The organism is Candidatus Omnitrophota bacterium (assembly GCA_026387175.1).
Lineage (GTDB): Bacteria > Omnitrophota > Gorgyraeia > 2-01-FULL-45-10 > 2-01-FULL-45-10 > CAIMPC01.
In genome coordinates, this window is the sequence record JAPLME010000007.1 from 21924 (window position 1) to 44153 (window position 22230).

The following is a 22230-nucleotide window of genomic DNA, read 5'->3' on the forward strand; positions in this document are numbered from 1 at the left end:
GTCCCATGAACACCCTGGCCGTAATGAAGAAAACAGTATCGGTATTTCTCATATGCACTTTTATCACGAGCCAGGCGGCCTACCCTGTATTAGAAAACACCCAAACTAACACATCCTACGAACAGAGTGTGCCCGGAACCTCCGTAGAAAAGACATTAAGCACTACAGCTGCTCTTACCTCTATGATAGATGCCAAGAACGCTCTCCTGGGGCCGACGCCTGTGGCCAGTAACCCTGCTGCGCAATAGGTTGCCAGTACTACCACCGTTCAACCCACTATCGTTATACACAGCGTATTCGAACTGCAAAATATTTCACAGAACCTCACCGCGCATTATACCCTCGCCAATGACATTGATGCTTCTATCACTAACACATGGAATGGTGGTCTAGGATTCAACCCTATAGACAATTTTGCCGGTATCTTCGATGGCGGTGGATATACCATCTCCAACCTCTATATAAATAGGCCCAACGAAGACTTTATAGGGTTATTCGGTAGTACGGTCATAAGTAAATGGGATACCAGGATAATGAATGTGCGGCTCGAATCGGTTTCTATAACCGGATTAAATGCTGTAAGCGGTCTTTGCGGATATAATGCAGGGACAATCTTAGCTTCTTATGTCACTGGGTCTGTTATTGGCTATACCGCTGCGGGGGGGCTGGTAGGAATAAATGATGGCAAAATAGATAATTGCCAAGTGACTGGAACAGTAAGTGGCCGTCCCGGTGAAACTTCTGGTATCGGCGGTCTTGTAGGTGAAAACTACGGCACGATCTCAAACTCACAAACGGGTGGGACTGTGGAAGGGACTTTAGGTAATAAAGCCCTTTGTGCTGGTGGCCTTGTCGGATTTAATGAAGGTATAATTTCAACTTCTTATTCCACGAGTAATGTTGGCGGAAGTGACTTTCTCGGCGGATTCGTAGGTATAAATGGCGGTAAAATATATAATTCCTCTGCAATGGGAACAGTAATTGGCCCGCACTCTGAAGGTATAGGTGGATTTGCTGGTGGAAATTGGGGAGAGATCTTTAGTTCACGGGCAAGCGGAGCCGTGAACGGATATGGAGATGTCGGCGGCCTGTGCGGCGGAGTCGCGATAGGTGGGATGGTTTTCGATTCTTACGCTACAGGTATTGTTACAGGTGTTGAAGTTGTCGGTGGTCTCGCAGGCATAAGTTATGGAAATGTAACTAATTCCAGGGCAACTGGAACAATAAGCGGTAAGACATGTATTGGCGGTCTCATAGGTAGCAATATTGGCTTGATATCGGAATCTTGGGCGAGTGGCGTTGTAAGTGGCGACTGGACGATTATCGGCGGCCTGTGCGGGTACAATGGTGATGGCGGTACAATTAAAGCCTCTTATGCTAAAGGAAGCGTCACTTGTAATGACACTTATAACTATTATACCAGTAGCGATGATGTTGGCGGATTGGTGGGTGATAATTTTGGCACAATTTCAGATTCTTGGGCAGCTGGTACGGTAAAAGGTGCTGAAGGTGTTGGCGGTCTATGCGGGTATACCGGTGGTATAATATCCGCCTCATATTCTTTAGGCAACGTTATCGGTAAATCTAAAGTCGGTGGGTTTTCCGGTGCTACCTCTGGGGACATATCTAACTCTTGGGCGACAGGAGCAGTGACTGGTGGCAACAGTACCGGCGGGTTCTCGGGTTTAAATTTCGGTTCAGTATCCGATTCCTGGGCAAGCGGAGTTGTGAAGGGGTCTTCATATGTAGGTGGTTTTGTGGGTAGTAATGGTTATGAAGGCACGATCTCAAACTCCTGGGCAAGCGGAGCTGTGGATGGAGTTTCATATGTTGGCGGTTTATGTGGATACAATGTTTACGGCATGATAGCGTCCTCTTACGCCTTAGGCAACATCACTGGAACCGACCACGTAGGCGGACTTGTAGGCATGAATATTAGCAAGATATATAACTCCTGGACAAGCGGAGCTGTGAATGGATCTTTATATGTTGGCGGCATAGCTGGATATAATATGAATTACGACATAGGTGGCATAATTTTATCGACTGGCATAATCTCAGGCTCTTGTGCCACAGGCGTTGTCACCGGCACCAACTTTGTCGGCGGCCTTGTCGGCAAAAACGATAAATCCGGCATAACCGGTATTACCAATTCCTATGCATTGAACTTGTATAACGTCCTCGACCTCCAGCTTATGAAGTACAAGCTGGACGGCACATTTACGGTGATGGGTGACATCGACGCCTCCGACACCAAAAACTGGAATGGGGGAAAGGGGTTCGAGTCGATCGCAAACTTTGCGGGTATTTTCGACGGCAAGAACAAGGTCATCTCCAACCTCTATATAAATAGGCCTACTGAGACCAATATAGGATTCTTCGGCAGTACAGCTATAGGTCCGTGGGAAGTCAAGATCATGAATACGCGGCTTGAGTCGGTTTCTGTGACTGGTAATGGTTCCGTTGGTGGTCTTGTTGGCTGTTTGTCAGCAAATGGCACAATAGAGCGCTCTTTGGTAACGGGAACTATAAACGGTCTCGGCTACTATATAGGCGGCCTTGTTGGTGGCAACTTTGAAGGAACCATTCGACAGTCATTTGCATCCGCGACAGTAACTGCCCCCGGCCTTGTTGGCGGTTTAGTTGGTATGAATACCGGAGATATTTATGATTCATATTCGACCTCCGATGTCAGCGGCAATTATTGGGCTGGCGGACTTGTCGGATTTAACAATGCCCAGTGGCAATATGCATATGGCCCACACGGTACGCGCATCCCTTATTTGGCATATGCCGGTAATGTTTACCGCAGCTATTCTACGGGCAGAGTTACTGGTTCTGACATTTATAATGGCGGGCTTATAGGGTGCTCATGGGGTGGTACTATCTCCGACTCATACTGGAATATGAATACTTCCGGCATGAGTACAAGCGGTGGTGGCATGGGGAAGACCACAGCTCAGATGATGGACGCCTCGACGTTTACGGGATGGGATATTTCATATAATTCCGGGCACACGTGGATCATGGCTGGGTATCCGCATCTGCAGTGGGAGTGGACCGACAAGATAACCAACGCCTCCCAGCTCCAGATGGTGACGCTCAATACTAGCGCTAACTATACCATCGCTAATAACATCGATGCCTTCGCCACTAAAGGATGGAATGGCGGGTTGGGTTTTAACCCTATCGATGATTTTGCGGGCATTTTTGATGGCAAGAACAAGGTCATCTCCAACCTCTATATAAATAGGCCTAGTGAGTACTATGTAGGCCTTTTTGGCAGCATAGGTACAGGTTCGCAGGAAGCCAGGATTACGAATACAAGGCTCGAGTCGGTTTCTATAACCGGCGATAGTGATGTGGGCGGCCTCGTCGGTAGTCTATCAAATAAAGGCGTGATTGAGAATTGCTCCGTAACCGGAACGGTAAAAGGCTATAATTACACTATAGGTGGACTGGTCGGTTATAATGGTATTTACGGAACTATCCTGCAGTCATTCACGTCCGCGATAGTAAGCGCTGTTTATGGTTATGGCTACATAGTGGGCGGTCTTGTGGGCATGAATGTCGGTAATATTTATAATTCATACTCGACATCCGCTGTAAACAATGGTTATAAATATACCGGCGGACTTGTAGGTTCCAATGCCGGTAATATTTATAATTCCTGGGCAACAGGGACGGTAAGCAGCAATATCAGTAGTAATGTCACCGGCAATATCAGCAGTAGCGATGGTGCTGGTGGACTTGTGGGCGCGAACTCCGGAGGAATATACGGTTCCTGGGCAAGCGGAGCAGTAATAGGAGGCGCATATGGATCTTCGCATCTCGGCGGCCTGATCTCGGCCTCGTATGCGATAGGTAGTATTATAGGGCGTAACGCTTTCCGTATCGGCGGCCTTGTAGGAGAGAACCAGGGCAAAATATATAATTCCTGGGCAAGCGGAGCTGTGAACAGTGTATATAGCTATGCCGGAGGTCTCGTCGGATACAATGCAGCTAATGGTTTGATATCGGCTTCTTATGCCATAGGTAATGTCACGGCCAGCTCATCTATCGGCGGCCTCGCAGGTTTTAACGACAACGGCACTATCTCGGACTCATGGGCAAGCGGAACTATCGCTGGAGCTAGCAATATAGGCGGCCTAGTAGGAGATAATACAGGAACGATTTCTAACTCTTATGCTAAAGGGAGCCTTAAGAATGGCTGTGTTGCCGGCGGACTTGTCGGTGAAAACAAGGGCTCCGGCAAAATATATAACTCTTGGGCCACCGGAGCTGTGGATGGGAGCTCATGTGCCGGCGGCCTTGTGGGGCTTAACAACATCGGAGCCATGATTTCGAACTCATGGGCAAGCGGCGCCATAAAGGGATATGCGTATTATTCTTCAGGCCTCGGCGGCCTGGTCGGGACCAACGCCGGTATAATTTCGGCCTCGTATGCTACAGGTAGTGTTATCGGTGCGCTCAATGCAGTTCGTCTCGGCGGCCTTGTAGGAAATAACTGCGGCAAAATATATAGCTCATGGGCGAGAGGAGCCATAACCGGCGCATATACCTATGCCGGTGGATTAGTCGGATATAACGAAGTTAATAGTTTGATTTCATACTGTTATGCGCTAGGCGCTGTTACCGGCACCTACTTTGCCGGCGGACTTGTAGGCCAGAACCGCGGCACGATCTTGAGTTCCCGGGCAAACGGCGTTGTAAATGGACAATCACTTGCCGGCGGCCTCGTTGGAGATAATTATGGCGTAATTTCCGCCTCTTATGCCACAGGCAGTGTCACCAGTACTGGTGCCGACATCGGCGGACTTGTAGGCCAGAACCGCGGCACGATCTTGAGTTCCTGGGCAAGCGGAGCCGTGAAGGGGAGATCTGAAGTCGGCGGCCTCGTCGGATGGAATGACGGACTGATCTCGGCCTCGTATGCTTTGGGCAATGTTATTGGCTCTGCTATTCTTGGCGGCCTTGTAGGCGACAATTATTATTCCGGCACGATCTCGAATTCATGGGCCGGGGGAGCCGTAACCGGGGATACAAATGTTCTATCTTTTCAATCCTTTGCCGGCGGATTGGTGGGAAATAATCATGGCTTGATCTCAACCTCCTGCGCCACCGGTAATGTTACCACAGCCTCTTCCTGGATCGGCGGGCTTGTGGGTATAAATTACGGCAAAATATATAATTCCTGGGCGTCGGGAATAGTAAAAGGATATGATTTCGTTGGCGGGCTCACAGGTTTTAATAATAACACGATCTCTAATTCCTGGGCGAGGGGAACTGTAAGCGGGCATTACTACGTCGGCGGCCTGGTGGGCGCCAACTACGGCCTGATATACAAGTGCCGGGCATTTGGCCGCGTATTCGGTTCACGTTATGTAGGTTGGCTAGTCGGTTATAACGCTGGGACCATAATATACTAGAGGCAGTAACCGCATTTGCCGGGCCTCCACTCCCGGCAGATGTATTATCCCCATGTCGATTGACGCTGTCGGCATGGGGATTTTTTTGTTTTTGTTTTAATTTGACTATCAACTTCTCCTGTGGTATATATGGGTATACACTCATAAAATAAGCTGTGGATAGATTTTGTAAAATGGGGGTTTAATTTTATGCCGATGGGAAAGGATAGCGAAAAACCGGTAAAAAAAGGCCGGCCTATCAAGGCCAGGATAGTGCATAGGGAGCCGGGGACAAAACAATTTAGCCCTCGCGGCAGGCGAGGGAGGCCGGGCTATAACGCTCTGAAGCACGAGGAGTTGGAGGCTATAAGATTGGCCGATTTTACAGGCTTGAAACAGGCCGAGGCTGCCGAGCAGATGAACATAAGCCAGCAGACGTTTTCCAGGGTCTTGAGATCCGGCCGGAAATGCCTGGCGGAGGCCATTGTATTGGGCCATATAATAAAGGTCGATGGGGGAGACTTCAAGCTTGAAAAATAAGCTAAAATCCATATAACGTCCTAAGTTAACATTGATGTTTAGTGCGATTTGTGATATGGTTATGGTATGGCTAAAGGGTTAAGAACAAGATTGAACCAGGAAGAGTTGCGCAGGCTATATCTTGTAGAGAAAAAATCTCTCGAGGATATCGCGCGGCTACATGGTGCATCCAGGGTTGCCGTGTGGAAGTATTGTAATGCCGAGGGCTTGACGAGGCGCACCAGGTCGGCCGCCAGATTGGAAGCCCAGAAAAAAGGAAAAGTTCCCCAGGGCTTCTTCGAAATAAATGATAATTTTTTCAGTAATTGGTCTCCGGAAATGGCGTATGTTTTGGGATTAATCGCCACCGATGGTTGCGTTTCTAAATCCGGTACCGTGTCGCTCTGTATAAACGATAAAGATCTATTAGAAAAAGTAAGACTGGTTATGGATTCCGAGCATAAGATATGCCGGTCAAAGTATCAAGAAGGGTTATATTCTTTTCATTTTGCAAGGCCCCGGTTAGTTAAGGACTTGGCAGCGCTTGGTATTCTGCCCAGGAAGAGCCTGAATATTAAGTTTCCGGCAGTTCCGGATGCTTTTTTGATTGATTTTGTCAGAGGAGTTTTTGATGGTGACGGCTCCGTGTATTTTGAAAAACGAAGCGAACGCTATCCTTTAAGAACGACATTTGTCAGCAGCTCGCAAGAGTTCATTGAAAAACTGGAGATCGTTCTGCGGCAAATGGGGTTACCTGAACGTGTAATACACAGGCAAACTACGAAAAACGGATTACATTTTAAGATCAGATATAGTCATAAAGATAGCGCGAAACTGTTTCATTTGATGTACAATGACACTGCCAATTCCTTGTTTTTGGGGCGTAAATATAATAAATTTTTGGATGGTTTTCAGAAAGAAAATAGCGGAGCTGAATATAATGGAAAATGAGCTAGAGGCATGGCGCAAAGCGCATAAATTTTACTCATGTAGCGCCTATTTGACGAAAGATTTAGCAGCATATCTAAAAGTCTCACCCAGGACGGTTCAGAGGTGGCTAAAAGGAAAGACGCATCCCAAAGAAACGCAATTAGGCCTTATCAAAAAATATCTATCCGAAAACTCCAAAAATACCACCAAAAGCGAAATATAGAGTTAAATATTAATCCGCTGACCCAATAGAAGGCGCCTAAGGACAGTTGTTTGTTTCCCTTCATATATGTCGCACTGCGCCCGATAATATATCTTATGTTAACTTGCCAAGCACAAAGTAATTGATATAAGATATTGATGTACAATGTCTTCTGTGTTTATGCGGTTTTCCTGTTGATAAGTGTATCTCTGCGGGAATCCATTCAACTAACTGCAGTATTGACTTGCGGCTAAGTCTTTTCAACTTCTATTGAATCGACCAGGAATTCTTTATTATATATGATATCCAGGTCTGAATCATTGCATTTAACGCATCTGGTGGTCGGTTTATCTACTGAAAAAGTATGTTTGCAAGAACGGCATTTTATTTCGAGCTGCAACACCTTGATATTAAGAGCTGTATTCTCGAATTTCGTGCCTTTTGTCATGGCCTTGAAGGTCTCGGTAAGGGTTTCGGGTTTGACATGGCTTAAAGGGCTTAATGCGGCATTTACAGTGATGATTTTAGAGCCTTTTGGTATAGTATTCAGCTTATCATTAAGAGCATTCAATATCTCTTTAGTAAACATCAAATCATGCATTTATAGGCTTTCTATAGCTGTATTTTTGACCGGATCTCTTCAGGTATTCTGGTCGGCTTCAAATTACCATTTACGCAGGCCCAAACTGCCTTGCAGATAAGTAAAGTGGTCTCTCCCCTTTTGATCTCCTGTATAAAATTAAGAGAGGCATTTCCTACTTTTTCAGGTCTGGTAAATATACGGATTATATCACCGTATCTGGCGGGACATTTATAGTCTATTTCCAGGTGTACTACGGGAAATATTATGCCGTTTTTCGCGTATTCTACAAGGTCTACGCCGATATTGCAAAAGTACTCTGTGCGGGCTTCCTCAAGATGCTTTAGATAGGCGCCGTAATACACAACGCCTCCCGCATCCGTATCATGATAGTACATCTTTTTTTGCAGGTAGAAATCTTTCATGTTCTTATATCCTCAGAGCAAATTTTATGAATGCCAGTATGACATTCTCCGCTGATATTATAATCGGATTTAGTATTCCTGTAAACAATAAAGCGAACAGTATTAGCAGGCTATACGGTTCAATCTTTGCCAGCATCGCTTGGCCCTCTTCCGGCAATATACCATAAAGTATTCTTGAGCCGTCCAATGGCGGTATTGGGATAAGGTTGAACGCTCCTAATATAATATTGATCTTGGCCATGACCACCAGAATTACGGGAACCATCGGAATTGCGGTTATCGTTTTGAACTGGAGCAGCAGAATGGATAAAGTCGCGATGGCGATATTAGTCACGCAGCCGGCCAGTGATACACAGATCAAGCCAAGCCTGAAATTTCTTAAATTCGAATATACAATTGGCACAGGCTTTGCCCATCCGAACCCCACCAGGAATAACGCGAGCGTTCCTACCGGGTCCAGATGAACTAACGGGTTTAGCGAAAGCCTTCCGGTGCGTTTTGCGGTATCGTCGCCGAAAAGATACGCTATCCAGCCATGGGATATTTCATGCAATATTATCGAGTATAAGAGCGGGATGGCGAGGATGGCGAACGCGATCGGATCCTTAAATAATAGTGAGGCCAGCCCCATGAGTATATAAACCCGTTATTTTCTGGGATATTTGCTCAATATCTCGAGCAATGAATCTGCCGATTTAGGCATTTTTGCCATCTCTTCAAGCAGTATCTGTCTTGCTGAAAAACTCTTACCGTACAACGCAAAGTTACCGTCCCATTCTTGCGTTATCACGGCGCCCTCCAGCTTTACGCCAGCGAATAACCCGCGGCTTCTGGAATATGAAAGTATGCCGCCTTTCATCTGTATATCCGTTGAAGCTTCAGCGGCCCTGCCTACAGGCCCTGCCGCGACCGATGCATCGGCGCCAAGCTTAAATTTTCCATCCAGTATTCCGTCAACGCTTCTTCGATTCATTATAAGCAGGACGAAGTCCGTGCCCTGGATACCTATCTGCCATCCGAAACTGCCGCCGGCCATTGTAAACGCGGCTGGTGGCGACCACTGGCCGGTCTTTTCATCCCGTACCATAATAATACCCTGGCCGTATTTGCCGCCGAATATAAAACCGGCTGAGACGGTGTTCGGGAATATGCATATGGCATGGCAGCTTCTCATGAGATCTTCAGGTATCGACTGATCGGGCATCTGCTGTATCTCGCCGAGCACATGCCCGGCTTCCTCGACCAGTCTCCCCCACCTCGATTCAGCATATACAAAAGGGCTCGCGCAAGACGCAATTACCATAAAACTTAACACTGCAAGAGCCAATTTTTTCATGAAAACCTCCTTTTTATTTTCTTGCAACACTACCTTTTCAAACTGGTTGCGTAGTATGCCATGGCAGATAATAACGCAGAACATGGTATGGTTAATACCCATGCCCACACAATTTGCCCGGCTACGCCCCACTTTACCGCGCTCATGCGTTTTAAGGAGCCCACGCCGACAATGGAACCCGTTATAGTGTGTGTGGTGCTTACCGGGATTCCGAATGCGGACGATACGAAAAGAGTTATGGCTGCGCCAAATTCCGCGCAAAACCCATCGACTGGTTTTAATTTTGAGATCTTCTGCCCCATCGTCTTGACAATACGCCAGCCGCCGAACATTGTGCCGACTGAGATCGCGCTATAGCATGCTATGACCACCCATGAAGGCGTATGATAAGTGCCGCCTAAAAGACCGGCGCTGAATAGAAGACTTGCGATGATCCCCATCGTCTTCTGGGCGTCATTTCCGCCATGGCCCATGCTGTAGAAAGCCGCGGATACCAGCTGTCCTTTCCTGAAGATGTGATCGACCTGCATGGGCGAGCTTTTTCGGAATAGCCAGTAGACCGCTATGCCGATGCCAAGGCCGAGAACCAGACCTAAAGCCGGAGAGATGAATATGAAAGAGACGGTTTTTAGAATGCCTTTCCAAACGAGGGTCTTTGGGCCGGCTTTTATCAGGGCCGAACCGATCATTCCTCCTATAAGCGCGTGCGAAGAACTTGTGGGGAGACCGAAATACCATGTGATTATATTCCAGCCGCATGCTCCCACAAGAGCGCCGAATATTATGTGCTTGTCGATAATATGTATATCGATTATGCCTGTGCCGATCGTATTTGCGACATGAAGGCCGAAGAACGCGAATGCGATAAAATTGAAGAATGCCGCCCATATGATGGCTATGCTGGGCGAGAGTACGCGGGTGGATACTACAGTCGCTATGGAGTTAGCGGAGTCGTGAAAGCCGTTCAAAAAATCAAAAGCCAGGGCGAGGATGATCAGTAATATGATGCTGAGGGTCATTTATCAGGCCTGTTTAACGAGTATGGACTGGACCACATGCGCGACGTCTTCGCATATATCAAGCACCGTCTCCGCGTCCTGGTAGATCTCTTTACGCTTTATTACGTCTATCGGGTCCTTTGAGGTCTCAAAAAGCTCTGCAAGGACATCATCTCTCATTGTGTCGCCCACGTTTTCGAGCCGGTGCACCTCTACGCAGGATTCCTTTACGACTTTTAAATTTTTACTGTTGCGCAAGCCCCTAACGGCGCATGCCACCGCGCGCGTCGATTCCTCGATCACCTTGGAGAATTCGATAAGATTTTTGTCCGCGCCGAGTGTCTTATATGTTTTCATGCGATTGACGATAGTGTAGAGCATGTCGACTATATCGTCGAGCTCCTTAGCGAGGGCATGGATGTCTTCGCGGTCGAAAGGGGTTATAAACGTCTTGTCCAGGCGATTGAGGATATCGTGCGCGATCTCGTCTCCGCGATGCTCGAGGTCATGCATCTTTTTGAGTGATTTCTCATCCAGGACCTCCGGTTTGGTTACCAGCTCCCTGAAATTAGCCGCCGCCTCTACCGCGCAGGCGGCCTGCTTTTCGAAAAGGTCGTAAAAATTGAATTCTTTAGGAAGAAAACTAAAGCCCATAACGCTCCTTTTATTATTTTATTATTAGTCCTGTTTAGCACATTATAGATGGTGAAAGGCGTTTGTGTCAAGACGTTATAATCTTCTTTGAGGCCCTGCTCTTGCCTTTGGTTATTAGTATGATATAATTGATAAAACAAAACATAAGGAAAGGGTATAATGAAAAGAGTCATAGCGCTTATTTTAGGCGGCGGACAAGGTAAAAGGCTTTTCCCTCTCACCGAATACCGGTCCAAGCCGGCGGTTCCGATAGCGGCAAAGTACCGGCTCATAGATATTCCTGTATCAAACTGCCTCCACTCCGGGATTAAGGACATATATGTGCTTACGCAATTTAACTCTGAATCCCTGAACAACCATATAAATAATACATACCGGTTCGACTATTTTTCCAGGGCGTTCGTAAGGATACTTGCCGCAGAGCAGACGGTCGATAATACGAACTGGTTCCAGGGGACAGCTGATGCCGTGAGGAGAAATCTGTTTCATCTTAACCTTGAGGGCGATGAGATGATACTTATTCTCTCGGGCGACCATCTTTATAACATGGACTATCGAAAGTTCATAACTTTTCACACGAAGCATGGAGCTGATTTCACTTTATCCGCGATACCGATAAAGACGAATGAGGCCGGTGAGTTCGGAGTTATAAAACTGAATCGGGATAACAGGATCATCGGATTTAAGGAAAAGCCCAGGAACAGGACTGAGCTTAAAGGCTACGTTTTTAAAGGCGATATGCATGGTGTGAGGACTCTGCCGGGAGCGTACTGTCTCGCCTCTATGGGCGTGTACGTATTTAACGCAAATGCCCTGATGAAAGTCCTGGAAGGCAATGACGCGGATTTCGGAAAAGAGGTCATCCCGAATTCTATAAAAAATTATACAGGGGCGGGTTATGTGTTCGATGGTTACTGGAAGGACGTCGGCACGATAAAATCATATTATGATGTAAATATGGATCTCGCTAGCGGAAAACAGTACATGTCATTCTTCTACGACGGGTCGGTATTTACGAGGCCCCGCTTCCTTCCTGTGGCGAGGATATCCAACTGTAAGCTGGAAAAATCGCTGGTGGCCGAAGGGTCCGTAATAACGGATGCCAGCATATCCCACTCGATCGTGGGCGTGCGCTCTATCGTCGGTAAAAACTGCAGAATATCGAGAACGGTGCTTATAGGCGCCGATTTCTATGAGGCGCCGGGTAGCTCCGAGCCGATAAAGATAGGCGTCGGTGACGGTACGGTTATAGACAAGACCATCGTGGATAAGAACGCCAGGATCGGCAGGAATGTCGTTATAAGAAATATTAATAAACTGAAAAATTACGATGGCGGGAACTATTTCATCAGAGACGGCATCGTGGTTATTCCGAAGAACGCGAAGATCAAGGACGGCACGCGCATTTAATCCCCTGGCAGCTTTCTCTCTTCATTAAGGTCTCTTTTATCTTTTGGATCGTCCCCGGCTTGTCGAGCGCCCAGAGCGGGGCAATATGGTCTGGCCTCTTCCCCTGGCCCGTAAGGCGATGTATTATGATGCCATCAGAAAGGTTCTCTAGGAAATCGCAGACAAGCTCTACATATTCTTCCTGGGCCAGGACTCTTATATCGCCATTTTTATAGAGTTTTTCGAATTCGCTTCCCTTAAGAATGTGCAAGAGATGTATCTTCACGCCATCGACCTTCAGCTCGGTGAGCTTCCGTGCGGTCCCGACGATCTCCTCTTTTGTCTCGCCGGGAAGGCCGATTATTACATGTACGCATACAGGTATCGATAATTTTTTCGTATCGTCGTAGGCCCTTAAAAAGTCACTAAAGTTATGGCCGCGGTCTATGGTTTTAAGGGTTCGGTCGTGTATCGATTGAAGTCCATACTCCAGCCAGACCTCGTATCTGTCTTTGTACGAAGATATCAATTTTAACTTATCAGCGTCTACGCAGTCGGGACGCGTCCCTATAGATAAGCCTATTATCTCTTCAAAAGGCAATATCTGGTCATAGATCTCTTTTAACCGGTTTACGGGAGAGTTGGTGTTAGTGAAGGCCTGGAAGTATGCGACGAATTTTGACGCATCCCCGGACTTCTTCAAATATTCTATCCGGCCTGAAAGTTGTTCCGTAATGGATTTTTTCGGGTCCGCGTAAGATGAGCGTGAGCCGTCTTCGTTGCAATAGAGGCAGCGATGAGGACATGAAAATCCGGCATCGAGCCCGATGCGATAGACCTTAGTGCCGTATCTTTCCTTCAGGTATGAGCCGTAGTCGTTGTAAAGTTTCATTTTGACCTTCTCGCGCTGTCCAGGTATATCATAAGGATGGATATGGCGGCGGGCGTAACGCCGGATATGCGCGATGCCTGGCCAAGGTTTATCGGCCTGGCCCTTGAGAGTTTCTCTTTTATTTCCGAGGAGAGGCAGTTTATTTTTTTGTAATCCAGGCCCTCCGGGATCTTTATCCTTTCTATCTTGCCGAGCCGGCCGACCTCTTTAAGCTGTCTTTTTATAAATCCCTCATATTTTATCTCTATCTCCACGACTTTTGCTTCCTCCTCCGAGATATTTATCCTGTCTTCCGCCGGCACGACTTCTTCATATGACGCGCCGGGCCGCCGTAATTTTTTTTCAAGGCGCGTCATTTTAAGCCTGTTTATTTCGGAGCCGATCCTGGCATTTTTAGCTACAGCTTTTTTATACGTTGCCTCGTTAACCAGGCCGATATTATATCCGATAGGAGTAAGCCGTAAGTCGGTATTGTCTTCCCGCAGGATGAGACGGTATTCAACCCGTGAAGTGAACATTCTGTACGGCTCGTTAGTTCCCTTTGTTACCAGGTCATCTATCAGGACCCCGATATATGCCTGTGACCGCTCCAGGACCAGCGGTTTTTTGCCTTGAGTTTTCAGGGCGGCGTTTATTCCGGCCATGAGGCCGAGCGCCGCGGCCTCTTCGTATCCGGTGGTGCCGTTTATCTGGCCGGCGAGATACAGGCCGGAGACAGCTTTCGTCTCAAGCGTCGGATAAAGTTCGGTAGGATCGACATAATCATATTCGATTCCATAGCCGGGCCTGACTATATTTGCTTTCTCAAGGCCCTCAATGGATCTCACCATCTTTTCCTGCACATCCAAAGGCAGGCTCGTCGATATGCCGTTGGGATAACACTGTGTTGTGCCGAGGCCTTCCGGCTCGATAAATACATGGTGCCGGTCGCGTCCGGGAAATCTATGGATCTTATCCTCTATCGATGGGCAGTATCGGACGCCCGTACCCTTTATCACTCCTGTAAAGAGCGGTGACCGATTGAGGTTTGACAATATTATGTCGTGGGTATTTTTGTTTGTGTATGTTATATAACAGGGAAGCTGCTCTCTCGCTATTTTTTTAGTCTGGAATGAGAACGGCGTTATCCGCTCATCGCCGTATTGAACGGCCATCTTTTTAAAATTTATTGTCCTGCCGTCCAATCTTGCGCAGGTGCCGGTCTTGAGACGGCCCGTTCTAAAGCCGAGGCTTTTTATAGCGCTCGATAATCCTTTGGAGTTATCTTCCCCTATCCTCCCGCCGGCCCAATTTTTAAGCCCTATATGGATCAAGCCATTAAGGAATGTGCCGGGCGTGATTATTACGCATTTTGCGTGGAATATTTCACCTGATGCCGTTTTCACTCCCTCTATGCGGCCATTTTTAACTATAAGGTCTTCAACCATCCCCTCCCGCACCTGAAGTCCGGCCTGGCCCAGGATAGCTGTCTTCATGTATATCCGGTAAGCTTCGATGTCTACCTGGGCCCTGGTCGATCTCACGGCGGGGCCCTTTTTAGTGTTCAAGATACGGAATTGCACAGCGCTTGCGTCGGTAGCTTTCGCCATTTCGCCGCCCAGGGCATCGATCTCCTTTACAAGCTGGCCCTTCGCGAGGCCTCCTACGGCGGGGTTGCATGACATCAGGCCTATCGTGTCGATGCTCATAGTTATGAGCAGAGTCTTCCGGCCGAGCCGACTCCCCGCAAGCGCTGCCTCACAGCCGGCATGTCCTGAGCCTATTACTAATATGTCGAATTTACTGGCCATAGATTATATTGTAACACGCTCTTGTTTTTTTAGAAATATAAGGTATACTTAACATTGGATGACAACGGCTCACTGACCCGTTCTCGGGTTCATGGTACACCGTACCGCAAGATGCTGTTGCCATCCGGACTTCTTCCCGCCATTAAGGAAAATGGCGGGTTTTTTATTTTTACGCTCAAGCTAATTTATTAATATGGCGGGAGAGCTTATTTCTTGCGCAGCGGCGCAAGAGAAAGCATTATCTGCAGCGCTTTCAATGCCTCTTCAAGATTGATCGGTTTCGTTATGTAGTAATCCGCTTCAAAGGCATATCCCTTCATTATGTTGACAGGCTCTGAAATCGCGCTTACTATTATCACCGGCACCCATTTCCTCGACGATCTTATCTCTTCGAGAAACGCGAAACCGTCTTTTTTAGGCATCCTTATATCGCACATGACTATGTCGGGATTATCGGAATCGAATTTCTTTATTCCATCCTCGCCGTCACATGCCTTTGATACTGCGTAGCCGCGAGCGGTAAAAAAATCCGAGAGCGTATCTACGATATCTTTCTCGTCGTCGATTATCAATATTTTCTGCATATAGGCATAGCCTTACTTTTGCTGATCAGATCTTTCCGGAAATCGCCTTTTAAAGGCTTATTATCGAGTCGAACGTGCCGAAAGAGTTCTGTTCGCGCTCCTTATTCTGAGAATCCGATATCCATTCGCCGTCGATAATGAATTTGTATTTATGCCTGCCTGCGGTTAATCCCAGCTTCTTTTCCCATCTGCCGTTATCAAGCCTCGAGAGACGGCAGTCTTCGGTGATCTTCCAGTTATTGAAATCACCGACAACGTATATCTCCTTTGCGCTCGGCGCGTCTACGTTAAAGAGTATATCCCTCGGAGAGGTCGTCGACTCTTCAATATTATTGGTAACTCCTCTGGGCAAGTTCATGACCGGCGCGGCGCTTTCGCGCGCGACGTCACTTACCGTTTCTTCTATTCTTGAGCCGGATGATGGCAGGACGGCTTCGGCACTCCGGGCGGTCTCTGTAGCCGCCGTCGGCGATACGGCGTTCAACGCCTTTTCGAATTCAAGGGCTCCATCCGCCCTAAGCATCTCCTGAGCCAAGGCCATATAATCCTTCGCGCCGATAGAGTCCTTATTGAACCGGGTAATACATACCCCTTTGGCGGCGGCTTTTTTCAGGTCTACATTCATTCTTATCACGGTCGATAGTAACTGGTCCTTAAAGAACGCTTTTATCTCGTTATACATGACCTCAGAGTATTTTGTCCTCCTGTCATAGAGAGTGGCGAGCGCGTTTACCTGAGGCGAATGGAATATCTTTATCTTTATCAGTTCCAGCATACCAAGAAGCTTTCCGACGCCCATCAAAGAGAGCGCGCTCATGTCTATCGGAACTATTACCTGGTCGCAAGCGCGTAATGCGTTAAATGTCAAGAACCCCAGGCTCGGCGGGCAGTCTATGACCATATAATCGTAGTCCAGATGGCTCATCGTCAGCGCCTGGTGCAATTTTGATACCGCGTCTTCCTTGTCCTTTAATTCCTGTTCAAGGGTGCTTAATAGTATATTCGCGGGCACTATATCCAGATTAGGAGAAACGTTGACTATGCAATCTTTTATGGGGCGGTTCTTTTCCGGATTATCCGTCAGGACGTTGTAGACAGAGCGGTCCATGCTCTGATTCGTCCGGTTGAGGCTGAAGCTCGCATGAGCCTGAGGGTCGAGATCCACCACCAGGGTCTTTTTACCCGTCTCCGCAAGTGCGCCTGCGAGATTTATGGCCGTCGTGGTCTTACCGCAACCGCCCTTTTGATTGGCTATTGCTATTTTCTTCATTATCAGTATCCCCTTTCTGTAATGTGGCCGCTATAAAAGGATATCCTATAAATATTTTTTGGCGTAACGTACGCCATTTTTAAAGATAGCGAATCCGTCGCCATCTGTTTTTTTCTTATTCCTGGTCCAGCTCGGATGCTGGTAGGCTCTTATGTGCCGTTCAGGATGAGGCATCAGGCCGAATATGCGGCCGCTGGGATCGCATATCCCGGCTATATTCTCTATCGAACCGTTCGGACAATATGGATAAGGCGCCCTCTTCCCCGCGCTATCGACATACTCGAAGACCACCAGGCCTTTATCCTTCATTCTCTTCAATACGTTTTTATCTTTCGGGATGAATTTGCCTTCGCCGTGCGCTACCGGAAGCTGTATGATCTTATCTATGCCTTCGGTCCAAACGCATCCGGCCCCCGCTCCCCGGCCCCCAACCTTTTTCAGGTATACCCATCTGTCTTCAAATTTGTCCGAATCATTCAATGTAAGGGTCGACTCTATCGTTTGGGCGTCGCCGGCAAGGTTAGGCAGGAGCCCGGCCTTGACCAGGACCTGGAAACCATTGCATATTCCGATGATAAGTTTACCGCTATTTATGAATTTTCGCAAGGGCCCGCCGATCTTGTACTTCAGCTCATTGGCAAGGATCTTGCCGCTGGCTATATCGTCGCCATAAGTGAACCCGCCGGGTATCGCCATGATATGGTAACTATCCAGGCTCTTCTCTTTTCGCGTCAGTTCATTAATGTGCACCAGCTCGCTCTCGGCACCCGCTTCCTCGAAAGCGAACGCCGTCTCCTTATCGCAATTTGTTCCGGCGGTCCTTAGCACTATGACTCTTATCTTACCCATTACATATCCTCGAACGGCCCGCTCCAGGCGGCTTTAAGTACCTTCGTATCTGAATTAATTATGAGTTTTCCTTCGAAGTCGTAAACCTTAAACGAAGTATCTTTACGGGCTTTTCCGAGCTTCCAGACGCTTAAAGCCCCCATCGCTTTCAAGAATTTATCTTCATCCGCGACTTCTACGATGAAACGGGTATTGGATTCAGAAAATAATTGCACATCGCTTACCAATAGTTCCTGTCCTGCGGGCATTGCGTACGGGTCCAGTCTTATATCCATGCCGAGCCCTCCGGCAAAAGACATTTCAGCGAGCGCCACCGCCATGCCGCCGTCCGAACAGTCATGGCATGAAACGACCAGGCCCTTTCTGATGGCCTTAGTAAGAGAGCCCATCAGCTTCCTGCCGCTTACGGGGTCGACTCTCGGGACGTCATTTCCTACGGCGCCGCGCATCTTGTAGTACTGAGATCCGCCTAGCTCATCGAACGTCAGGCCGACCATATATATCGGATTGCCGGGTTTTTTAACATCCATCGTGATAGCCTTCGAAACATCATCCATTACGGATATTGCCGATATCAGGAGCGTCGGAGGTATGGATATGGTCTCCTTGCCGTCCGAGTATTCATTGTTCAAGCTGTCCTTGCCGGAGATGAACGGAACGCCGTAAGCCTTCGCGATATCGTAACAGGCATATGAGGCTCTCACGAGGCCGCCGAGCCTGTCAGGTTTATTGGTATTGCCCCAGCAGAAGTTATCCAGAATGGCGCACTTGTTTATGTCGCCGCCTACGGATACGATCTGTCTCAGTGCCTCATCTATGGCGCTTGCGGCCATCCAGTAAGGGTCTATCTTGCCGTAGTCAGGATTTATGCCGCATCCGAGCACAATGCCTTTCCGCGAGCCGAACACGGGAACGGTTACGCATGCGTCGCCTGGCCCCTGGTTTGGTCCATGCAGGGGTTTGACCACGCTTCCTCCCTGTACCTCATGGTCGTATTGGCGTATTATCCATTCCTTGCTTGCGATATTGAGGTTCGAGAGCAGTTTTAACAGGTCACCGGTAAGGTCCTTTTTTGTTTTTTTACGAGGTTCCTTAAAATTCGGCTTTCGCCAGACGGCTTTACGCGTAACGCGGGGCAGTCCGTTATGCAGGAACTTCATGTTCATATCGGCGACGAGAGCGCCGTCATAGAAGAGTTTCAGCTTTTTAGCATTCGTGAATTTTCCTATGACCGTCGCCTCAACATTCTCACGCTCGAATACGGCCTTAAGCTTATCGATCTTCGCCGGGTCCACCGCGAGGACCATCCGTTCCTGGGCCTCCGATATCCATATCTCCGTGTAGCTCAGGCCTTTGTATTTGATGGGTACGGCCTCGAGATTAACTTCGGCGCCTATCTCCTCAGCCATCTCACCGACGGCGCTTGATAGCCCGCCCGCGCCGCAGTCCGTGATAGCGGTATATAAGTTCAGGTCCCTGGCCTGGATGATCGTATCGGCCACTTTCTTTTCCTGTATCGGGTTGCCTATCTGGACCGCCGAGCCAGATACGCTCTCCGATTCGTGGGTGAGCTCTCCCGATGAGAATGTGGCGCCGTGAATTCCGTCGCGGCCGGTCCTGCCTCCGACTACAACTATCAGGTCTCCGGGCCTCGATCTCTTTTCGCATTTATTTCTCGGCAGTATCCCTACGTTGCCGGCGAATACGAGAGGGTTTCCCACAAAGTCGTCGTCGAAGAGCACGGCTCCATTCGAAGTCGGTATGCCCATCCTGTTGCCATAGTCCCTGACGCCGGCTACGACGCCCTTCATGATCCTTTTGGGATGAAGGCTGCCTTTGGGTAATCTATTGTACGGATAGTCGGGATTTCCAAAGCAGAATACATCCGTATTTATTATCGGTCTCGCGCCGAGCCCTGTGCCGAGCGGATCGCGGATGACCCCGCCTATACCTGTGCCCGCGCCGCCGTAGGGTTCGAGCGCCGACGGGTGGTTGTGCGTCTCGACCTTAAAGCAGATATTATTCTTTTCGTCAAACCTGATGATGCCGGAGTTATCCTTAAAGACAGATACGCACCAGGGTTTATTCAATTCATCCGTAACTTTCATTACGGTATTCTTCAATAGATTATTAATGATTGCGCCTTCATATTCAATAAGCCCCCTGAAGGTCTTATGCTTGCAGTGCTCGCTCCAGGTCTGGGCGAGCGTCTCGAGTTCGCAATCGGTGGGGTTTCTTCCCAATTTGACGAAATATTTTTTTATGACGCGCATCTCGTCTAATGACAGGAAGAGCTGCCCCTCCTTCGATAATTTTTTCAGCTTTTGGTCGTTCGCGCCCAGGATATAGATGTGTTTTAACGCGAAACGGTATGGCGGCGGCTCAAGAGGTATTTCGGAGGAGCCCTTTACGGCATGCTGGATCACTTTATTGTAAAGTATTTTCTCGGCTATGGAGTGGATCTGGCTGTAGGATAAATTCCCCTTGATCAGGTATTTCTTCGCGGTCTTTACAGCGGAGACGCCGGATACGCCCAGATCCCTGATCGCCTTCCTTGCGCTCTCCTCGACAGGATCCATAACGCCGGCATTATACGCGACCTCGACGGCCTTGAAGGACCTTTCGTCGAGCACATTGCCGCGGTAACTGTACTTTTGCGTTATCGGATCGATTAAAAGATTTTCGCAGATCTTCTTTACGCTATACTCGTCGATCGTGCCATCCAGCAGATAGACCTGCACCGTCTTGACTTCTTTGACCTTACAGTTTATCCTGAGGTCGCGTATGTCGTGTTTTACGCTCTCGCCCACAGCATCGTAAAAACCGTCTTTTTCGGCCACTTCAATTCGCCAGGACATTTACTCCCACTCTATGGTTGAGGGCGGCTTAGAGCTTATATCGTAAGCGACCCTGTTTACGCCCTTGACCTCGTTTATGATCCTGTTGGATATCTTTCCCAGCACGTCGTACGGTATCCTGGCCCAGTCGGCGGTCATGCCGTCGACCGAGGTCACAGCTCTTATGGCGACCACGTTCTCATAGGTGCGTTCATCGCCCATCACCCCTACCGATTTCACGGGTAAGAGCACCGCGAATGCCTGCCATATCTCGTCATAGAGATCTTCGCGTTTTAATGTGCTGATGAAGCGGTCATCGACTTCGCGCAATATATCACAGCGTTCCTTGGTCACATCGCCCAGGATCCTTACGGCCAGGCCCGGCCCCGGAAAAGGATGCCGTCCAAGCACCTCAGGCGGCATTCCGAGTTCTTTCCCTACCTTCCTCACCTCATCCTTGAAAAGATATTTTAAGGGTTCGATCAGTTTCAGGTTCATCTTCTTCGGTAATCCGCCGACGTTATGGTGCGTCTTTATGGTCGCGCTGGGCCCGCCGAACGCGGACCGGGACTCTATCAGGTCCGGATAGAGCGTACCCTGGGCGAGATATTTTACGTTACCCACCGATTTAGCCGCGCGATCGAACACTTTTATGAATGTGTGGCCTATTATCTTTCTCTTTTTTTCAGGTTCGGTGACGCCCCGCAGGTTTTTCAAAAACTCTTCAGAAGCGTCTACGGAGCGAAGGTTAAGCTTAAAATGCTTCTGGAACACTTCCCTGACGGCCTTTCCTTCGCTCTTACGCAGTAAACCGTTATCGACAAAGATGCAGACCAGCCTCCGGCCTATGGCCTTATTTATTAGGACGGCCGCTACCGAGGAGTCTACTCCCCCGGAAAGCCCCAGTATGACCCTGTCGTTCGGCCCCGCGGCCTTGCGTATATCCGATACGGTTTCATTTATGAAAGACTTCATCGACCAGTCGCCGCGACAGCGGCATATCTGCCTGACAAAGTTCTTTATGACCGTCTTTCCGGCCTGAGTGTGGGCCACTTCGGGATGGAACTGGACGCCGAAGAAATTCCTCCTGAAATCCGCGAAAGCGGCTATCGAAGTATTTCCGCTTCTCGCGACACGGACAAACCCCTTAGGCATCTTCCTCACTTTATCGCCGTGGCTCATCCATGAAACGCTTGTCTTCGGGACGTCTTTAAATAATAGCTTGTGGTTCGTTATTTCGAGAGGCGCCCTGCCGTATTCCCTGTGGCGTGACTTGGCGACATCTCCGCCGAGCATCTTAGCCATGAGCTGCATTCCGTAGCATATCCCCAGTATCGGGATACCGAGGGAGAAGACCCTGCTATCGCAGTGCGGAGCGCCCTTCGAATATACGCTTGCCGGGCCGCCCGAGAATATTATGCCCTTTATCTCTTTCGGGTCTATCGATTCGATGGAAAAGTCCGGAGGCAGGATCTCGCAGAATACGTTTAGCTCCCTCACCTTTCGGGCTATGAGCTGGTTATACTGTGAACCGAAATCTATTATCAGTATCTTCTCTCTGGACATA

At 48.5% G+C, this 22230-nt stretch carries 18 protein-coding genes; 5 read left to right on the forward strand and 13 right to left on the reverse strand.

Features of this window, described 5'->3' with window-relative positions; all coding sequences use genetic code 11:
* Positions 1–5 precede the first annotated feature (5 nt).
* The 4 genes from NTY76_03180 to NTY76_03195 all read left to right on the forward strand — a co-directional run bounded on the left by NTY76_03180 (position 6) and on the right by NTY76_03195 (position 6878).
* Positions 6–248: a hypothetical protein gene (locus NTY76_03180; GenBank protein MCX5678093.1), complete on the forward strand. Its 243-nt coding sequence runs from the start codon at positions 6–8 to the stop codon at positions 246–248.
* 285 nt (positions 249–533) lie between these two features.
* On the forward strand, positions 534–5429 hold the full coding sequence (locus NTY76_03185; GenBank protein ID MCX5678094.1) for a hypothetical protein: 4896 nt from the start codon (positions 534–536) through the stop codon (positions 5427–5429).
* A gap of 189 nt (positions 5430–5618) precedes the next feature.
* A complete protein-coding gene (locus NTY76_03190; GenBank protein MCX5678095.1) occupies positions 5619–5948 on the forward strand; it encodes a DUF134 domain-containing protein in 330 nt (109 codons plus the stop codon).
* Positions 5949–6185: 237 nt separating this feature from the next.
* Positions 6186–6878, forward strand: a complete 693-nt coding sequence (locus tag NTY76_03195) for an LAGLIDADG family homing endonuclease (protein MCX5678096.1) — start codon at positions 6186–6188, stop codon at positions 6876–6878.
* A gap of 431 nt (positions 6879–7309) precedes the next feature.
* Here the strand turns inward: NTY76_03195 and NTY76_03200 are convergent, their stop codons facing one another.
* From NTY76_03200 to NTY76_03225, 6 genes are read right to left on the reverse strand one after another with little or no spacing between them, the layout of a single operon-like run.
* A complete protein-coding gene (locus NTY76_03200) occupies positions 7310–7660 on the reverse strand; it encodes a hydrogenase maturation nickel metallochaperone HypA (protein MCX5678097.1) in 351 nt (116 codons plus the stop codon).
* Between the two features lie 11 nt (positions 7661–7671).
* Positions 7672–8064, reverse strand: coding sequence for a YbgC/FadM family acyl-CoA thioesterase (locus tag NTY76_03205; protein ID MCX5678098.1), 393 nt, complete (start codon positions 8062–8064; stop codon positions 7672–7674).
* Between the two features lie 4 nt (positions 8065–8068).
* On the reverse strand, positions 8069–8695 hold the full coding sequence (locus NTY76_03210) for a site-2 protease family protein (GenBank protein ID MCX5678099.1): 627 nt from the start codon (positions 8693–8695) through the stop codon (positions 8069–8071).
* 15 nt (positions 8696–8710) lie between these two features.
* Positions 8711–9400 carry a lipid-binding SYLF domain-containing protein gene (locus NTY76_03215; GenBank protein MCX5678100.1) on the reverse strand — a complete coding sequence of 230 codons (690 nt, stop codon included), beginning with the start codon at positions 9398–9400 and terminating at the stop codon, positions 8711–8713.
* 29 nt (positions 9401–9429) lie between these two features.
* Positions 9430–10419: an inorganic phosphate transporter gene (locus NTY76_03220; GenBank protein ID MCX5678101.1), complete on the reverse strand. Its 990-nt coding sequence runs from the start codon at positions 10417–10419 to the stop codon at positions 9430–9432.
* 3 nt (positions 10420–10422) lie between these two features.
* The gene (locus NTY76_03225) at positions 10423–11052 is read right to left on the reverse strand and encodes a DUF47 family protein (GenBank protein ID MCX5678102.1); all 630 of its coding nucleotides are present in this window, start codon (positions 11050–11052) and stop codon (positions 10423–10425) included.
* A 159-nt stretch (positions 11053–11211) separates the two neighbouring features.
* On the opposite strand from NTY76_03225, the gene NTY76_03230 reads away from it, so the two are divergent.
* Positions 11212–12462: a glucose-1-phosphate adenylyltransferase gene (locus NTY76_03230; GenBank protein MCX5678103.1), complete on the forward strand. Its 1251-nt coding sequence runs from the start codon at positions 11212–11214 to the stop codon at positions 12460–12462.
* Here NTY76_03230 and NTY76_03235 read toward each other — a convergent pair.
* The 7 genes from NTY76_03235 to guaA form a co-directional block, all read right to left on the reverse strand.
* Entirely contained in the window at positions 12440–13333 is an 894-nt protein-coding gene (locus NTY76_03235) for a TIGR01212 family radical SAM protein (protein MCX5678104.1), read from the reverse strand. The genes NTY76_03230 and NTY76_03235 overlap by 23 nt on opposite strands.
* Positions 13330–15123: a tRNA uridine-5-carboxymethylaminomethyl(34) synthesis enzyme MnmG gene (gene mnmG, locus NTY76_03240; protein ID MCX5678105.1), complete on the reverse strand. Its 1794-nt coding sequence runs from the start codon at positions 15121–15123 to the stop codon at positions 13330–13332. The genes NTY76_03235 and mnmG overlap by 4 nt, the downstream gene beginning before the upstream one ends.
* A gap of 206 nt (positions 15124–15329) precedes the next feature.
* Positions 15330–15707, reverse strand: a complete 378-nt coding sequence (locus NTY76_03245) for a response regulator (GenBank protein MCX5678106.1) — start codon at positions 15705–15707, stop codon at positions 15330–15332.
* A gap of 49 nt (positions 15708–15756) precedes the next feature.
* Positions 15757–16977: an AAA family ATPase gene (locus tag NTY76_03250; protein ID MCX5678107.1), complete on the reverse strand. Its 1221-nt coding sequence runs from the start codon at positions 16975–16977 to the stop codon at positions 15757–15759.
* 45 nt (positions 16978–17022) lie between these two features.
* A complete protein-coding gene (purQ, locus tag NTY76_03255; GenBank protein ID MCX5678108.1) occupies positions 17023–17826 on the reverse strand; it encodes a phosphoribosylformylglycinamidine synthase I in 804 nt (267 codons plus the stop codon).
* A complete protein-coding gene (purL, locus tag NTY76_03260) occupies positions 17826–20684 on the reverse strand; it encodes a phosphoribosylformylglycinamidine synthase subunit PurL (GenBank protein ID MCX5678109.1) in 2859 nt (952 codons plus the stop codon). The genes purQ and purL overlap by 1 nt, the downstream gene beginning before the upstream one ends.
* Positions 20685–22229, reverse strand: coding sequence for a glutamine-hydrolyzing GMP synthase (gene guaA, locus NTY76_03265; GenBank protein ID MCX5678110.1), 1545 nt, complete (start codon positions 22227–22229; stop codon positions 20685–20687).
* Position 22230: the final 1 nt, after the last annotated feature.

Bases quoted from the DNA above. Each gene is read 5' to 3' on its own strand.
- NTY76_03180 (MCX5678093.1), top strand. From the start codon at position 6: ATGAACACCCTGGCCGTAATGAAGAAAACAGTATCGGTATTTCTCATA.
- NTY76_03185 (MCX5678094.1), top strand. From the start codon at position 534: ATGAATGTGCGGCTCGAATCGGTTTCTATAACCGGATTAAATGCTGTA.
- NTY76_03190 (MCX5678095.1), top strand. From the start codon at position 5,619: ATGCCGATGGGAAAGGATAGCGAAAAACCGGTAAAAAAAGGCCGGCCT.
- NTY76_03200 (MCX5678097.1), bottom strand. From the start codon at position 7,660: ATGCATGATTTGATGTTTACTAAAGAGATATTGAATGCTCTTAATGAT.
- NTY76_03205 (MCX5678098.1), bottom strand. From the start codon at position 8,064: ATGAAAGATTTCTACCTGCAAAAAAAGATGTACTATCATGATACGGAT.
- NTY76_03210 (MCX5678099.1), bottom strand. From the start codon at position 8,695: ATGGGGCTGGCCTCACTATTATTTAAGGATCCGATCGCGTTCGCCATC.
- NTY76_03215 (MCX5678100.1), bottom strand. From the start codon at position 9,400: ATGAAAAAATTGGCTCTTGCAGTGTTAAGTTTTATGGTAATTGCGTCT.
- NTY76_03220 (MCX5678101.1), bottom strand. From the start codon at position 10,419: ATGACCCTCAGCATCATATTACTGATCATCCTCGCCCTGGCTTTTGAT.
- NTY76_03225 (MCX5678102.1), bottom strand. From the start codon at position 11,052: ATGGGCTTTAGTTTTCTTCCTAAAGAATTCAATTTTTACGACCTTTTC.
- NTY76_03230 (MCX5678103.1), top strand. From the start codon at position 11,212: ATGAAAAGAGTCATAGCGCTTATTTTAGGCGGCGGACAAGGTAAAAGG.
- NTY76_03235 (MCX5678104.1), bottom strand. From the start codon at position 13,333: ATGAAACTTTACAACGACTACGGCTCATACCTGAAGGAAAGATACGGC.
- mnmG (MCX5678105.1), bottom strand. From the start codon at position 15,123: ATGGCCAGTAAATTCGACATATTAGTAATAGGCTCAGGACATGCCGGC.
- NTY76_03245 (MCX5678106.1), bottom strand. From the start codon at position 15,707: ATGCAGAAAATATTGATAATCGACGACGAGAAAGATATCGTAGATACG.
- NTY76_03250 (MCX5678107.1), bottom strand. From the start codon at position 16,977: ATGAAGAAAATAGCAATAGCCAATCAAAAGGGCGGTTGCGGTAAGACC.
- purQ (MCX5678108.1), bottom strand. From the start codon at position 17,826: ATGGGTAAGATAAGAGTCATAGTGCTAAGGACCGCCGGAACAAATTGC.
- purL (MCX5678109.1), bottom strand. From the start codon at position 20,684: ATGTCCTGGCGAATTGAAGTGGCCGAAAAAGACGGTTTTTACGATGCT.
- guaA (MCX5678110.1), bottom strand. From the start codon at position 22,229: ATGTCCAGAGAGAAGATACTGATAATAGATTTCGGTTCACAGTATAAC.